General features: G+C 57.0%; 14 protein-coding genes and 2 pseudogenes. 5 read left to right on the top strand and 11 right to left on the bottom strand.

Annotated features, from left to right (window positions below):
* Positions 1-3 precede the first annotated feature (3 nt).
* Positions 4-921, top strand: a complete 918-nt coding sequence (locus tag AWX27_RS01540; protein ID WP_049199489.1) for a DMT family transporter — start codon at positions 4-6, stop codon at positions 919-921.
* Positions 922-975: 54 nt separating this feature from the next.
* Positions 976-1,872 carry a PhzF family phenazine biosynthesis protein gene (locus AWX27_RS01545; protein ID WP_060419003.1) on the top strand — a complete coding sequence of 299 codons (897 nt, stop codon included), beginning with the start codon at positions 976-978 and terminating at the stop codon, positions 1,870-1,872.
* Between the two features lie 151 nt (positions 1,873-2,023).
* On the opposite strand, the gene AWX27_RS01550 is transcribed toward AWX27_RS01545, so the two are convergent.
* The 10 genes and pseudogenes from AWX27_RS01550 to AWX27_RS01580 form a co-directional block, all read right to left on the bottom strand.
* Positions 2,024-2,401 (bottom strand): hypothetical protein, encoded by a 378-nt coding sequence (locus AWX27_RS01550; protein WP_060419005.1) that lies wholly within the window; start codon positions 2,399-2,401, stop codon positions 2,024-2,026.
* Between the two features lie 209 nt (positions 2,402-2,610).
* Entirely contained in the window at positions 2,611-2,937 is a 327-nt protein-coding gene (locus AWX27_RS01555) for a hypothetical protein (protein ID WP_230200966.1), read from the bottom strand.
* Positions 2,938-3,160: 223 nt separating this feature from the next.
* The gene (locus AWX27_RS24275) at positions 3,161-3,514 is read right to left on the bottom strand and encodes a hypothetical protein (protein ID WP_060448642.1); all 354 of its coding nucleotides are present in this window, start codon (positions 3,512-3,514) and stop codon (positions 3,161-3,163) included.
* Positions 3,515-3,658: 144 nt separating this feature from the next.
* A pseudogene (locus tag AWX27_RS24845) lies at positions 3,659-3,835 on the bottom strand (RHS repeat-associated core domain-containing protein); the annotation flags it as partial.
* A 63-nt stretch (positions 3,836-3,898) separates the two neighbouring features.
* Entirely contained in the window at positions 3,899-4,375 is a 477-nt protein-coding gene (locus AWX27_RS01560) for a hypothetical protein (RefSeq protein ID WP_060419007.1), read from the bottom strand.
* 395 nt (positions 4,376-4,770) lie between these two features.
* Positions 4,771-5,379, bottom strand: a pseudogene (locus tag AWX27_RS24285) (RHS repeat-associated core domain-containing protein); the annotation flags it as partial.
* 133 nt (positions 5,380-5,512) lie between these two features.
* Entirely contained in the window at positions 5,513-5,836 is a 324-nt protein-coding gene (locus AWX27_RS01570; protein ID WP_060419012.1) for a hypothetical protein, read from the bottom strand.
* Between the two features lie 52 nt (positions 5,837-5,888).
* Positions 5,889-6,323: a hypothetical protein gene (locus AWX27_RS24290; RefSeq protein ID WP_048233698.1), complete on the bottom strand. Its 435-nt coding sequence runs from the start codon at positions 6,321-6,323 to the stop codon at positions 5,889-5,891.
* A gap of 2 nt (positions 6,324-6,325) precedes the next feature.
* Positions 6,326-10,552 (bottom strand): RHS repeat-associated core domain-containing protein, encoded by a 4,227-nt coding sequence (locus AWX27_RS01575; RefSeq protein WP_230201001.1) that lies wholly within the window; start codon positions 10,550-10,552, stop codon positions 6,326-6,328.
* Positions 10,553-10,583: 31 nt separating this feature from the next.
* Positions 10,584-11,015 carry a DcrB-related protein gene (locus AWX27_RS01580; RefSeq protein ID WP_033634486.1) on the bottom strand — a complete coding sequence of 144 codons (432 nt, stop codon included), beginning with the start codon at positions 11,013-11,015 and terminating at the stop codon, positions 10,584-10,586.
* Between the two features lie 234 nt (positions 11,016-11,249).
* Between AWX27_RS01580 and AWX27_RS01585 the strand changes: the two genes are divergently transcribed.
* Together AWX27_RS01585 and AWX27_RS01590 are read left to right on the top strand one after the other, a co-directional pair.
* Positions 11,250-12,251 (top strand): alpha/beta fold hydrolase, encoded by a 1,002-nt coding sequence (locus AWX27_RS01585; RefSeq protein WP_060419014.1) that lies wholly within the window; start codon positions 11,250-11,252, stop codon positions 12,249-12,251.
* 69 nt (positions 12,252-12,320) lie between these two features.
* A complete protein-coding gene (locus tag AWX27_RS01590; protein WP_060419016.1) occupies positions 12,321-12,971 on the top strand; it encodes a dihydrofolate reductase family protein in 651 nt (216 codons plus the stop codon).
* A 42-nt stretch (positions 12,972-13,013) separates the two neighbouring features.
* On the opposite strand, the gene AWX27_RS01595 is transcribed toward AWX27_RS01590, so the two are convergent.
* Positions 13,014-14,630 (bottom strand): serralysin family metalloprotease, encoded by a 1,617-nt coding sequence (locus AWX27_RS01595; protein ID WP_060419018.1) that lies wholly within the window; start codon positions 14,628-14,630, stop codon positions 13,014-13,016.
* A gap of 411 nt (positions 14,631-15,041) precedes the next feature.
* Here AWX27_RS01595 and AWX27_RS01600 point away from each other — a divergent pair, with 411 nt between their 5' ends.
* Positions 15,042-15,395 (top strand): AprI/Inh family metalloprotease inhibitor, encoded by a 354-nt coding sequence (locus AWX27_RS01600; protein WP_060419020.1) that lies wholly within the window; start codon positions 15,042-15,044, stop codon positions 15,393-15,395.
* Positions 15,396-15,398: the final 3 nt, after the last annotated feature.

Genomic DNA, 15,398 nt, shown 5'->3' on the forward strand with positions numbered 1-15,398 from the left:
AGAATGAATGCGCTGTTGTACCTCGCCGTGGTGCTGATTTGGGGCACCACCTGGATTGCGATCACCCTGCAACAGGAAGGGCCGGTGGCCATTCCCGTATCGATCGCTTACCGCTTCGCCATTTCCGCCGCGGTGATGTTCGCCGTGCTGCTGCTAACGCGCCGCCTGCGCCGCCTCGCTCCGCGCGATCATCTGTTCTGCGTGCTGCAGGGCTGCTGCGTGTTCGGCTTCAACTTCTTCTGCTTCTACCACGCGGCGGCCTACATCAGCAGCGGGCTGGAATCGGTGATCTTCTCGATGGCGGTACTGTTCAACGCCCTCAACAGCCTGCTGTTTTTCCGCCAGCGCCCCAGCCCCAACCTGCTGCCGGCGGCGCTGCTGGGGTTGACCGGCATCGTGGCGCTATTTTGGCAAGATCTGGCCGCCACCCGCATGGCGCCGGAGCTGCTCAAAGGCATCGGCCTGAGCGCGCTCGGCACCTACGGTTTCTCGCTGGGCAACATGATCAGCACGCGCCATCAGCGCCGCGGGCTGGATATCTTCTCCACCAACACCTACGCCATGACCTACGGCGCGCTGTTGATGGCGCTGATCGCCTTGGCGCAGGGCGCATCGTTCCAGATGGAACACAGCAGCCGCTATATCGGCTCCCTGCTGTACCTGGCGATTTTCGGATCGGTGATCGCCTTCGCCGCTTACTTCAGCCTGCTCGGCCGCATCGGCGCCGGCGCGGCGGCCTACAGCACCCTGCTGTTCCCGCTGGTGGCGCTGACCATCTCAACGATCTACGAAGGCTATCAGTGGCACTTCAACGCCGTGCTGGGCCTGTGCCTGATCCTGCTGGGCAACCTGGTGATGTTCGCTAAGCCGGGGCTGAAATGGCGACGGGCGGGTATCTCAAAACAAAACTCAACCCTTTGAAGCCATTGGCGAATATCGTTATCATCAGGTTTTGTTGATAACGGATGATGGCCAATGCTCAGAAGTGATGATGTGACACCCCGCGCCTACAAACAGGTGGACGTGTTTACCCGTACGCCGCTGCAGGGCAACCCCGTGGCGGTGGTACTGGAGGCCGAGGGGCTGAGCACCGCGCAGATGCTGGCATTGGCCCGTTGGACCAACCTTTCGGAAACCACCTTTGTACTTAAACCGACGCACCCGGCGGCGGATTATAAGGTGCACATTTTCACCACCGAAAAAGAGCTGCCCTTCGCCGGCCACCCAACGCTGGGCACCGCCCACGCCCTGCTGGAAGCCGGATTGACGCCTAAACGGCCTGGAACGGTGATGCAGGAATGCGGCGTCGGCCTGGTGGCGGTCAATATCCAGCCGGAAGGCATATTGGCGTTCGCCGCGCCCGAAGTTGAGTTTCGCCCAATGGCGGCTGAGGAAACAGAACGGCTGATGGCCGCTTTACGGCCCGCGGTGATTGAAGGAGGCCCCCTGCCGGTGATTGCCGAGATGGGCATTCGCTGGCTGATGGTGCGCCTGCCGGACGCACAATCCTGCCTGGCGGTAACGCCGGATCAGGCCACGATTAAACGGTTGCAAACGGCTTGCGATGTGGATGGCGTGGTGATCTATGGCGCCTGCACCACGGCCGAACCGGCCGATTACGAAATGCGCGCGTTTATGGTGGAATGCGGTGTTTTGATTGAAGATCCGGTAACCGGCAGCGCCAACGCCTGCCTGGCGCGCTTATTGAAGGCCAACCGCTTTCCCGACGGCGGCCAGACCGCACAGGGCTACCTGGTGCGCCAGGGCACCCAACTGAATCGAGATGGCCGCGTGAGCGTGCGCTTTATTGACGGCGAACCCTGGATCGGCGGGCACTGCCGCACCCTGATTAATGGGACATTGGGTATTTAGTTTTGGGGGAGGAATGATACCGTAATATTAAATGATTTATCAATGTTTATGGATGGATATTTCAAAATTATCAAACCTGCTTTTAGATACTTTTTTACCCTAGACATTTAGAACCGACTGAGAATTACCGGCTCTAACAACATCACTTGTTTTAATCATTAAAAACCAGAGTGTTTATCTCAAGCTGGTGATCTCTTATATAGCCCTCCTCCCATTCATAATAATCATCCGGTGCTGTACGAGTAAAACCCTTCTCAAAGTATCTATCACCATGTGACATTACCATACCCCAATAATACTCATCCTCATGACCTAACATACAGGCCTCCATGAAATTCTTGGGTGGGGTTGTAAACATAGGTGTATTGTTAATTATGTAACTTGCTTCCTCTTCACTTTTTCTCCCATAAAAAATAATCACTCCATAAATAATATGGACCCAAGAATAAAAATTTATAGTGACACTTTCATTTTTATTAGATTCATTCAAAAACACCAGTTTGTCAATTAATCTATTATTTTCAAACATATTAATCATTACCCGCCCAGGTTATACACCGTGTCACTTACTTCCAATAACGCACTAATTCAATCAATGTAACATCAGCATATATCCGCCGAACAGTCGCCGTTGTCACATCACTCCTGCGAAAACCGACGGTGCTGCCACAGGAGGCTTATAAACTCTTCAAACTATGTGGTTAGTAAGAGAGAGTATTACCCTCCTATTAAGATACTTTATCTTGGTTTAAATGGATGAAGACATTGTTTAAAGACTTCCCTCATAGTCTTGTCACTCATTTTATTTAAAGAATCATGTTGATATTTATTGATTTTGCTCATTACTGCAATCTCATTATCCGGGTTTTGTATGTCATAAAACTTTCGTTCAAACTCTTCAAGATAATCAATAGCAATCAACTTATCAAAGAAACTATTGATCGCATAACTACCAGCATACTCTAATGACTCAACATCATCACAAGAAAACTTAACATACATGATAAGCTTCTTCAGCGCACTAATTTCAGCCTGAGTAACAATCATGTTTTCACTATCATCCACAATAGTCCCCTCCACTTAACAGCCCTGCTTCGTAGTTTTAACACGCTACCACCCCGCCGTTACTGGTTTAACAGCTAATAGGTTACAGATACCTACTCGATGGTATGGAGGCATCAAGTAGTCCTGTTTCGTGGTGTTCTATCAATCCAAAGGCGTCGCGCAGTGACTGCTGTTACTATGCCTCCTACCACTTCAATCTTTTTCTGCGACTCAAAACGCCCCGTTATTCATACAATATTTTAAAATTACCTGTAACATCGAAAACATGATCATAAATACTTAACGCAACTCTTTTTCTTCCTGAACTGTATTCTTCCAGCAAATCAAAGCTTGACTCTGAATACCTCTCATAAGGGTAGTCATCAACTTTATAAATAGACATCCTTTCTATTTCACTAAAAAAGAACTCTATTTTCACATCTGCCTCATTCAAAACCTCTGGCTCGCATGCCGATAACGAAAGCAACGCTTTAACTTTAAATGTAAAAGGAGAAAAACTCATTTCATGTTCAGAAATGATCAAGGCATCTCGTCCTAGTATGATCCCATACTTAGTTTTTATTGCTTGTACCTTCATCTTTAGCTTATTCTCTACTTAAATGATAATTAACAAAGGCATTGCGCTGTATATTCCAGACAAGTTGGTCGTCATACTGGTTAATTTCAATACCGCACTTTTCAGAAGCATTTTATCCCCTGAGAGTTAGTCTCTTCTGGTACTCAACCCCAGCGGATCCTGCGTGGTGAAACGCCCCACCTCGGGTTCGTAGTAACGGAATAGGTTGTAGTGCAGGCCGCTTTCGTCGTCCTGATATTGCCCGGCGTAGCGCAGCAGCTGCAGATATTGCGCGCCCTGCCGCTTCGCCGCGCCGGCCACCGTTTGGCCCTGAAGCTTGCCGATTTAGCTCATCACTTCATAGAAATAAACTTTCATCCACGCCAATCACTTTCGTTTAAAGTCTCACCAACTTTTTTCATTTTTTATAGATATGTTATTATTGGTTATATCAAAGCAGAGATAGAAACCCAGCGTAGATTGAAAATATACGCATTTGCCAGCTTCTATAACGTTAACAAAAGGGTTAGAGGTTGTTGAGTACATAAACCATTTCAATCTATTAATTCCATCTGTACGTGCAATAAACCCTTCATTGCCCATTTCACCCTCACCACATAACAAGAAATCACCGTCAGAAAGTTGCACCTTGTTATTCACTTGAATCTCTGACCACACCTCGTCATACTGTTCAATCAATGCATTCAAGGTTGTCTCACTACCTAATGAAATTTTATATTCCTTATTAAAGGTGTCTTTAAATTTATAATTTATCTCGAATTCAATGTCTATTTCTCTTACGACACCTACATCATTAATGATTACATCTAATCCGATCAGTTGATTGTCTTCCCACTTACTCTGCATTTCTTTAGCTATCATTTGCAACTCCCCGTTTTTTTGTTCTTGCTAACAATTGTTGGCTTTTTAGGTGTTCCTGTTGCTGGCAACTGGACTCTAGGAACATCAGAATTCTTAGGTTTAGAGTTCAGTTTTTTATTGAGATTACTCCCATACGTACCTCCAGTTGCTGGTGGTGGTAACGGTTCAGATAAATTAACTCTCTTAATCGGTACAGATTCTACATTAGCCATTTGTGCTGCATATAATCTGCGGTTGTCTAGAGATACTAATTGTCCATCCACTTCGGCAACATTCAATGGTCCACTTCGATTCCAATCCCAATTGTTATTAGACATATCATGTATATATCCAGTTACGTTATCAGATATATATGCTTGAGAATAATTTAACGATGAAGGATTAACCCATTCAATACTCAACCCAAACGGATCCACCCACATCAGCGGGTTCGGCGCATACTGATACAGGTTCAACCCGCCGCGCAACCCTATCGGATCCTGCGTGGTGAAACGCCCCACCTCGGGTTCGTAGTAGCGGAACAGGTTGTAGTGCAGGCCGCTTTCGTCGTCCTGATATTGCCCGGCGTAGCGCAGCGGCTGCTGATATTGCGCGCCCTGCCGCTTCGCCGCGCCGGCCACCGTCTGGCCCTGCAGCTTGCCGAAGGTGTCGTATTGCCCGGACCAGCACAGGTTGCCCGCCGCGTCGGTCACCTCCAGCGGCGCGCTGTTCAGATCGGTGTGATACCAGTAAATATCTGCCGAGCGGCTGTCGCCCGCCTGCTCCAGCGCCGCCAGCGGGCTCCACGGGCTGGCCGGATCGTAGCTCCAGCTGCGGCGGCTACCGTCGTCGCGCTGCTCCTGCAGCAACCGGTAACCCTGCCACAGAAAACGGGTCGTCTGTTCGGTTTTGCCCTTGTAGCGCACCGCCTTGCGGCTGCGGCGGCCCAGCGCGTCGTAATGGTACTGCGCCTCGAACTCGCCCTGCGGGCCGCGGCCATGCGCCTGCACCAGCCGGTTGTCGGCGATCGGCACCAACGGCAGGTGTGCGAGGATGTCGTTTTGCAGACTTATTAAACCAATTCATTCTTATTTTTAAAGAACGCCTCGCTGAACCTAATTTTTTAGCATTAAATTATATTGTTTATCCCTCTCCTTCTCACAAGCCATTTTCATTTGAAATTAGACGCTTCCATTTCTCAAGATATCCCTCAAACTCATCTATACTCGAGACAATCATAGACTCCTCGGTGTACTCATTAAAAATCTCCACACCATTAGGTTTAATAGTTATAGTATGAGAGTTCCCCGTCCCCTCCCAAAATGGCAGAGTTCCAGAGCTTACAAGTTTACAAGTCTCAATAAACTCATTGACACCATAGACACTTCTTTGGATATCATCCTTTAAAAAGTCAATCAGTATCCTAAAATCACCATCAGCTTCTATAGATGGATAACCGTCATCACAGATAAAAAACCTCATGACAATCCTTCATGTTCTTTATTTCCTCATTCAATTCCCGCACACTCAGCAATCAAACTATCACCATTTCCTCAGGTTTTAGCACATTGACCTTCAGTCGGAATCCAGCACTTGAATCTATGACAACCGTTGAATCATGTAAAATGGTTGCAGAAACGAAGGGGTTGGAGTTTTCCGAGTAAATAACCCAAATTAGTTTTTCTTCGCGATCCAAATAAGCGATAAAACCTTCTGAACCATAACTCCCCTCCCCTAAGCATAAGTATCCACCACAACTCAAATCAATTTTTTTTATTACATCAATAGTAGTAATCTCATCTTTATTTTTTTCATAGAACTCACAAAAATCGAAACATCCCGATTTAGATACTTTAGGCGTGGGGTAGGATATGATATCGATCAGCTCAGCCCTACCATCTGAAAAATAAAGAGCATTTTTAATCGGTAATTCACCAGCTTCCCACAGTTCAGTAATTACATTCTTCATTTTTATGGACACCTCTTAGGTCGGCTATTGAGCCCTTTATCCGGAACCACACCGCCAGCTTTAACATTTCTGCGGTCTTTGAAACGCTCTTGGAATTTTTGCTGCCATGTTTTTCCTGTCGTAGATGAAGGATGAACAGCATTAGGGTCAACACGTTGAACAGCAACTTTTTCTACACCTGCTTCCAAAGCAGCATCTAACCTTCTATTATCATATGTGACTAATTGGCCATCAACCTCTAATACATTTAGAGGAGAACGCCCCCAATCCCACTCTCCTTTTTTCATGATCTCGGCATAATCATTTGCAGATATTGTTCTCTGTGAGAAATTGATATCTGATGGATTAACCCATTCAATACTCAACCCAAACGGATCCACCCACATCAGCGGGTTCGGCGCATACTGATACAGGTTCAGCCCACCGCGCAGCCCTATCGGATCCTGCGTGGTGAAACGCCCCACCTCGGGTTCGTAGTAGCGGAACAGGTTGTAGTGCAGGCCGCTTTCGTCGTCCTGATATTGCCCGGCGTAGCGCAGCGGCTGCTGGTATTGCGCGCCCTGCCGCTTCGCCGCGCCAGCCACCGTTTGGCCCTGCAGCTTGCCGAAGGTGTCGTATTGCCCGGACCAGCACAGGTTGCCCGCCGCGTCGGTCACCTCCAGCGGTGCGCTGTTCAGATCGGTGTGATACCAGTAAATATCCGCCGAGCGGCTGTCGCCCGCCTGCTCCAGCGCCGCCAGCGGGCTCCACGGGCTGGCCGGATCGTAGCTCCAGCTGCGGCGGCTGCCGTCGTCGCGCTGCTCCTGCAGCAACCGGTAGCCTTGCCACAGGAAACGGGTCGTCTGTTCGGTTTTGCCCTTGTAGCGCACCGCCTTGCGGCTGCGGCGGCCCAGCGCGTCGTAATGATACTGCGCCTCGAATTCGCCCTGCGGGCCGCGGCCATGCGCCTGCACCAGCCGATTGTCGGCGTCGTAGCGGTAGTGCTGTTCGTACAGGCCGTTGCGCCGGCTGATCAGGTTGCCCCAGGCGTCGTAACGGTAAAACAGTTTTTGCCAGTGCGTCAGCCGGTTATCGGCGATCGGCGCCAGCGGCAGGTGCGCGTCGATGTCGCTCTGCGGGCTGCGTTCGCCCAGCAGGTTATCCGCCAGATCGTACACCAGCCGCGCGCCCGGTTTGCCCTGATTGGGTTCGCGGTGTTGCAGCAGGCGGCCTTCGGCGTCGTAACCGTAGTGCACTTCGCCGCGCAGCGCGTCGCTCACTCCGGCCAGCTCGCCGCGGCCGGTATAGCGATAAGCGCGCCACAGCACGCCGTCTTCCGGCCGGGTCAGTTTGTCGTGGCCGAAGGCGCTGCTTTGCCAGCTGCGGCGGCCCATGGCGTCGTAACGCCGCTGCTGCTGCAGCGCGCCCTGGCTGCGGCCGGTTTCCCGGTGCAGGCGATCGCGGGTGAATTCGCTCACCACCTGCTGGTTGAATTTGATGGCGCTGGCGTGGCCGGAGCCGTAATACAGCCACTGCAGGCGATCGCCCTGCGGCAGCGTCAGCGCCTGCAGGTTGGCCAGCGCATCCCACTGGTATTGCAGCTCGCCATTCACGCCCTGCTCACCGAGCAGCCGCCCGGCGGCGTCATAGCGCATCTGCACGCTGTCCGGCTCGATGCCCAGCGCCGCGCCGCTCGCCGTCGGCAGGCGGTTCAGCTCGCGCAGCCGCCCCATGGCGTCGAAGCGGTAATGCCATTCCGCGCTGGCGTTGCCGCGCCAGACCAGCTGCCCGGCCTCGTCGAAGCGGAAGCGCTGTTCGCGCTGCGTCAGCTCGCCTGCGCTGCCCGGCAGGCCGACCTCGCGGTGCTCCTCCAGCAGCCCGGCCGCGCCGTAGCGATAATAGTGGCGAGTGTCGTCCGGGCGCTCTTCGGCCAGCACGCGGCCCACCGCATCGTAGCTGAAGCGGTAGTCGCCGCCGTTGCCGTTCTCCAGCCGCGTCAGCCAGCCCTGCGGGCTATAGTGATAGCGCCGGGTGCGGTTAATGCGGTCGGTGATGCTGACCGGCAGCCCCAGGGCGTTGTACTGCCAGCGGGTCAGGCTGCCCAGCGCGTCCTGATGTTCTGCCAGCTGGCCGTGCGCATTCCAGTTAAAGCGCTCTTCGCCGCCGTCCGGGTGGATCAGGGTGTGCAGGCGGCCGCCGTTATCCCACCGGTAATGGGTCTGATGGCCTTCGGCATCGGTCTGTGCCGTCAGTTGCCCCAGCGCATCGTAGGTATAAGCCGTCACGCTGCCGGAACAGTCGGTGTAGCGCGTCAGCTGGCCGCGGGCGTCCCACTCCAGCTTCACTTCCCCGCCCAGCGCGTCGATCACGCCGGCCGGCAGGCTCTCTTCGTCATCCGGGTAGCGGTACAGCGTGGCATTGCCCAGGGCATCGACATAGCGCGTCGGGCGCCCCAGCGTGTCCCAATGCTGCGCCTCGCTGCTGCCGTCCGGGTACGCGACGGCGAACAGCCGGCCGCTGTTGCGCGAATATTGATAGCGCGTCACGCGGCCGAGCGGATCGGTCTCCGACAGCAGGCGGCCGTAAGGGTCCCATTCGCTCTGGCGCTGCGCGCCGCCGGGCAGCAGCACGCTGCACAGCTCGCCGCGTTGATAGATAAAACCGTAGCGGCGCTGGTCGAAATCGGTGTACTGCGCCACGTTGTCGTCGTCATCCAGCCGCCACTCCGCGCGCTTGCCGTCGCCGCGCACCGCGCTGCGGCGCCCGCCGGCGAAATCATAGCCGAACTCCAGGGATTCCCCGGCGCTGTTGCGGTAGGCCGTCACGCGCGGCACGCCGTCGATCTCTTGCCATTGGTATTCGTTCAGCAACCCGGCGGCGTCCTGGTGGCTGATCATCAGGCCGTCGCGCCAGCCAAAACGGCGCGTTACCTCACCGGCGCGGTTGCTCACCGTCGTCAGTTGGCCCTGCTCATCGTAGCCGTAGCGCGCCAGCGTCCGTTCGCCTTCGGCGGTTTGCAGCGCCACTTCGCGCAGGCGGCCCTGCGCATAGCGGCACATCAGGCGCTGCCCGGCGCTGTCCACCAGTTCGCTCAGCAACCCCTCGTCGTCGTAAAACAGCGAGGTAGCGTTGCCGATGGCGTCGGTGATCATGCTGAGCCGGCTCGGCTGGTCGCCCGCCAGCGGCGGGTAGTGGAAAATCTGTTCGCCGACGTCAAACAGCTGCCAGCTGCCGTCGTCGTTGTGCATCAGCCAGCATTTTTCGGCTTCGCAGTAGGTTTTGTGGCCGCGCGGCACCCTGGGGAAAGCGACGAAGTCGCCGGAAGGGGCGCGCCACACCAGGCCGTCCTGATACGGCTGCAGGCTGCTCTCCCAGAACAGGTTCCAGCCGCGGCCCAGTACGCCGTCGCCGGGGTTGCCGCTGCGCCAATAGCGCTGCCAGGCGACCGGCAGGCGCGAAGGCAGCACGAAATCGAGATCGTCTTCGCCGTCGAGGAATTTCTGGCCGCTGACGATATCCACCGGCCGGGCGATAATGCCGACGGCGGCGGTGGCGGTCATCAGGGTGCCGGCGCGGCAGGCGATGCGCGCCAGCTTGTTGATGCCGGGCAGCTTGCCCAACAGTTTGCCGAGCGCCCCCAGCTTGCCGGCGGCGCCGCCCACGCCACCCACCAGGCCGGCGAACAGCAGCGTCAGATCAGAGACCTTGTACAGCCAATCCGGCACTTCGGGCTTGATCGGCAAGGTGGTGACGGTGCCGCCGCCGATAAACACGTTGGGCGAGCCTTCCATTACCTGCGCGTCGCAGTTGGTTTTGTCCCCCACGCGCGAGGCGGGCTGGCCGTTGATGCTGACCTTGTCAGAGCCCTGCGCCATCTGCATGCTCGGGCCGTCGTCGCTGCAGGCCACCTGGCTGTTGGTGGCGAGCGCAGCGGGTTTGCCGTTGATGAAGACGTTGGGGGAGCCGGTGACGATATTGCCTTTGGGGGTCAGGCTACCGGCACCGGCGTCGGCAATGCCGTCGCGCGCCGCGGTGGCCGCCTCCCCGGTGAGATACCCCACCGCCAGGCTGGCGCCGATGAGCAACACGCCAACGCCGATACAGGAAGCCGCCAGGCCGGCGACGAACAGCGCCCCCGCCGCCACCGCGCCTGCGGCGGCGATCAGGCCGCCGACAAGGGTGCCGGCAATCATGCCGGCCAGGGCATGGGAATGCCCGATGGTATCGCCGACGCGGGCCGCTTCGGTCATCGTAAGGTCCTTTTACGTGAAGGGTTCATCGTTATGCCGCCCGGTAGCTGCTCAGCACCTGCAACAGCAGCGCATCGTCTTGCGGCGTCAGCTTGCGCGCCATCGCCAGGGTGAACACCAGCACCCGGCCCTCCGCCAGCGCGAACACCGCCTGGTTTTGCCAGATGCGCTTGCCGTCGCGCAGGTAGCTGGCGCGCACCCATTCACCGGCGGTTAATCCATCGCCCAGCGTCGCCGGCTCGCGGCTTTTGAACGCCCAGCCTTTCAGCCCCTGCGCCAGCGCATCGAGCTGGCGGGTGACGTAGCCTTCCAGGTTTTCCGCCGGCTGCAGCGCATCGCGGGAAATATTGATTGAGGGGGAAACATCATCGCCGGCCAACAGCACGTTGACGGTGCGATCGGCATAGCCTTCCGGCAAAGCGACGCTGCCTTCGCTGAAAGCGCAGCGGGATAAAGCGGACATGCGAGGATCCTTTTGCATAAATAATGCTTAAGCATCGCATAACTTAGCCTTGAAATAAAACCATCAGGCACCGCCAATGTTGCGCGGCGTGACCGCGTTCACTGTGTGCAAGGCCGTGGCCGGAACCTTGCCCGGGATCGGGCCGTAACATTACAGAATTATCTGAAACCATCGGCGCGCCGACGCCCTGATTATGGCTATACTCGGCTATCGTCCGTTTTTCAGGAGATCAGGATGCTGAGATTCACCCGTAGCGCGCTGCTGTGCGCCACGCTGGCCGCGTTCCCCGCCGCCGCCGAAACGCCGAAGTTCGGCCCGGAGCTGCAGGGTTTTCACTACCCTTATCCGTTGCAGCAGTTCAGTTTCACCTCGCAGGGGCAGGCGTTAAAAATGGGCTATATGGACGTGCCGCCGGAAGGCGCCGCCAACGGCCGCACCGCGCTGTTGCTGCACGGTAAAAACTTCTGCGCCGCCACCTGGCAGGACACCATCAAGGCGCTGAGCAAGGCCGGCTACCGCGTGATCGCGCCGGATCAAATCGGCTTTTGCTCCTCCACCAAACCTGCGCATTACCAGTACAGCTTCCAGCAGCTGGCGCAAAACATCCACGGCCTGCTGCAGAACCTGAAAATCAGCCGGGCCATCGTCATCGGCCACTCCACCGGCGGCATGCTGGCCACGCGCTACAGCCTGATGTATCCGCAGGCAGTGGAGCAATTGGTCATGGTCAACCCGATCGGCCTCGAGGACTGGAAGGCCAAAGGCGTGCCATGGCGCAGCGTCGATCAATGGTTCGAGCGCGAGCTGAACACCACCGCCGAGGGCATCCGCAACTATGAGCAGCGCACCTACTACGGCGGCCGCTGGAAGCCGGAGTACGATCGCTGGGTGGATATGCTGGCCGGGCTGAACAACGGGCCGGGCCATCGCCTGGTGGCGTGGAACTCGGCGCTGATCTACGACATGATCTTCACCCAGCCGGTGTACTACGAGTTCAAGGATCTGCAACCCCCCACTACGCTGATGATCGGCACCGCCGACACCACCGCCATCGGCAGCGATATCGCCCCGCCGGCGGTCAAGGCCAGGATCGGCCACTACGCGGAGCTGGGCAAACAGGCGGCGAAGCTGATCCCGCACGCCACGCTGATCGAGTTCGCCGGGCTGGGCCACGCACCGCAAATGGAGGAGCCGGAGCGTTTCCATCAGGCACTGCTCAAGGCGCTGCAGCCCTGAGCGGCCGGTTGGCGTAGCCGCCGCGCGGCGGCTAAACTTTCAGCTGGCACTCAACGGCAGGAGACAGCCATGCGACAGATTATTGCCAGCGCCTTCGTCAGCCTCGACGGCGTGATGCAGGCGCCGGGCGGGCAGGACGAAGATCGCAGCGGCGGCTTTCAATTCGGCGGCTGGACAGCCCCCTACTGGGATGACGCCATTGCGGAAACGATGGGCGATCTTTTCTCCGCGCCGTTCGATCTGCTGCTGGGGCGGCGCACCTACGACATTTTCGCCGGCTACTGGCCGCAGATCACCGACGAGGCCGATCCGTTTTCCGCCGATATCGCCCGCGTATTCAATCAGGCCACCAAATACGTCGCCACCCACCACGGCGAGACGCTGGCGTGGCAGAACAGCCAGTGGCTGGGGCGGGACATCATCGCCCGGCTGCGCGAGCTGAAGCGCACCCAGGGGCCGGTGCTGCTGGTGCAGGGCAGCAGCACGCTGATGCAACAGCTGCTGGCCAACGACCTGGTGGACGAACTGCTCCTGCTCACCTACCCGGTGCTGCTCGGCGGCGGCAAGCGGCTGTTTGATGACAACGCGGCGCCGGCGGCCTTCACGCTGGCCCAATCGGTGGTCTCGCCCGGCGGCGTGATTGTGGCCCACTACCGCCGCGCCGGCGCGGTGACGACCGGCTCCTTCGTGGCGGAAAGCGCGGCGGCGGCCCAGCCGTAAAAAAAGGGCCGTTCGGCCCTTTTCTCTTTTCCTTCCTCACCCTCAGGCAAACAGAATATCGCTCTGCTCCACCTGCCCGATCACATGGATCTTGAAGTCGGCGGCGTAGCTGTTGCTCTGGGTGTTCATCAGCAGATCGGTGGTGCCGTTGAAGGCGTCGAAGTTGAGCTGGATCTCGCCTTTCTGGCCGCTGAAGGCGCTGCCGCTGTCGATAAATCGCAGCTCGCTCAGGCTGTTGTTGAAGCGCAGGCCGGAGAGATCGATCTTGTCGATACCGTGCTCGAAGTCTTCAATCACGTCGAACGCCGCCACCGTGGACTCTTTGGCATTGAGATAGACGAAATAGTCGGTGAAGTTGTTGGCGTCTTTGCCGCCCCACAGATGATCCGCCCCCAGGCCGCCGTACAGGATGTCCGAACCGGCGTTGCCCGCCAGCAGGTTGTCCTGATCGTTGCCGATGATCACATCGCGCCCGCTGCCGCCGATGGCGTTCTCGATGATCGCCCCGCGCGCGATGGCGACGTTCTGCGTGCCGCCGCCGACGCTGGAGAACGCGCCGTCGTTCAGGTTGATCATCTGCTGCTGGCTGTAGCCGGAGAAGTCCAGCGTGTCGTTACCGCCGGCGTCCCACACCGCGAAGTTGACCGGTTTGCCGTTGTCCGCCGTGGCGGTCAGGAAATCGCGCCCGGTGTTGGAGTTGAAACCGTACACCGTGTCGCCGGTGCGGGTGCTCATGTTGGCGCCGTACAATTTTTGAATCGCGGCGATGTCATCCACCATCGGGCCATAGCCGTACACCCCTTTGGTGTCGGCGCCGGTGTAACCGGCGTTGAAATAGCTCATGATCGAGTATTGCAACGAATCCTGATAGTAAGCGGCATCGTTCTGGTAGCTCGGATTGCCCAACGAGGCGTCATAAGATCCCGGGTGCGCCAGCCCCAGGGCATGCCCCAGCTCGTGGGTGAAGGTCTGGCTGCTGAAGTCACCGCTAACCGGCGCCTGATGGGTGGCGAAGTTTTTGTTGAACCACACCGTGCCGGCAAAGGCGTTATCGCTGCCCGGCTTGGAGCTCGGCGGGTAATAGGCGTACGCGTTGATGGCATTCGGGCCGCTGCCGGCGGCGGTGCTGCCGTCGGCGCGCTGGGTGAAGTACGCGAAGGTGATGTCCGCGCGGTGGTTGATATCGGTGGACGCCGCCTCGGTAAAGGTCACATTCGCCACGTCGGCCCAGGCCTGCATCGATTTCAGCGCCTGTGTCTGCGCCGCCTGAGTCAGCGGTTGCAGCCCCTTGTCACCGTCACCGGTCTGGCCGATGCGGTTCAGCGCGCTCTGCGTCAGGAAGGAATAGGTCAGCGCCACCGGCTGGTGATAGACCTGATCGCCGTTGTGCGTCAGGCCCGGCCGCGTCAGCTGATCGGCGGCGCGATCGAAGCTGAAGTTATCGCGGATTTTACCCAGGTTGTTGATGGCGGCTCCGCCGCGCTGGTTGCTGTACAGGTTGGCGTTGTCCAGCGTAAACAGCGCGCCGTACCCTAACCCATCATAGAGGCTGCCGGGCTGGTGATAGTAAAACTGATAGTTATGATCGTTGGGGGATGTGGCGGACAGGCTGGTGAACTCATCGTCATCTTGCAAAATATCGTTGTGGCGGCTGCTCATTCCATTCTCCTTTTACACAGTAGGAATCCACTCGCTTTGTAAGACTATTCATCAGTCGTTCTAATCTAAGCCAAGGCTTAGGATTGACCAGTATAGTAATTAACCCCGACGGCGCGACCCGACGCCGCCGTGCATCATCGCGCCGGGCGTTAAGACGGAAATAATCATAACGATTTGTATTAGCGCAGTATTAATGAGAAAGATAAGCGTATCGGCGGGCTAATGACTCGTCTTTATGGGCATGTTATCGCCGGTTAGTTCAGAATTATCGAGGATTAAAAAAGCTAATCCTTGCCTCATCATCCCGCAGGGAACGTGCTAAGGTGTGAACGGACAGCCGAAAGGAGTGACCCGATGCCAACCCATTTCCTTATGCGCGCCTTGCGCCGCGCCAGCCTGACAGGAGTCGTTATGAGCGTATTGTGCAGCAGTGCCCTGGGCAGTTCACTGCCGTTGCTGGAACCCGCCGCGCTGAAGGGCGACTGGCAGCTCGCCGCCATCGGAGACGGTAAAACCGTCTGCGAGGTGCAGCTGAGCGACGAAGCGGTGGCCAACACCAACGCCTTCCGCTTCAGCGCCTCCGCCCAGTGCCTGCAACCGCTGGCGCTGCAAACGTTGCCGGTCGCCTGGCGGCCGACGCCGGACGGCATGACGCTGACCGACGCCGAAGGCAGCATGGTGGCGTTTCTGGCCCTGACCGCGCCAAAGCGCTATGAGCTGATCGATCGCGGCGGCCCTTCGCGCTTTGTGCTGATCCCGCGCTAATCC

Origin of the sequence: Serratia sp. 2880STDY5682894 (assembly GCF_001537385.1) — a bacterium.
In the GTDB taxonomy this organism is placed as follows: Bacteria; Pseudomonadota; Gammaproteobacteria; order Enterobacterales; family Enterobacteriaceae; genus Serratia; species Serratia nevei.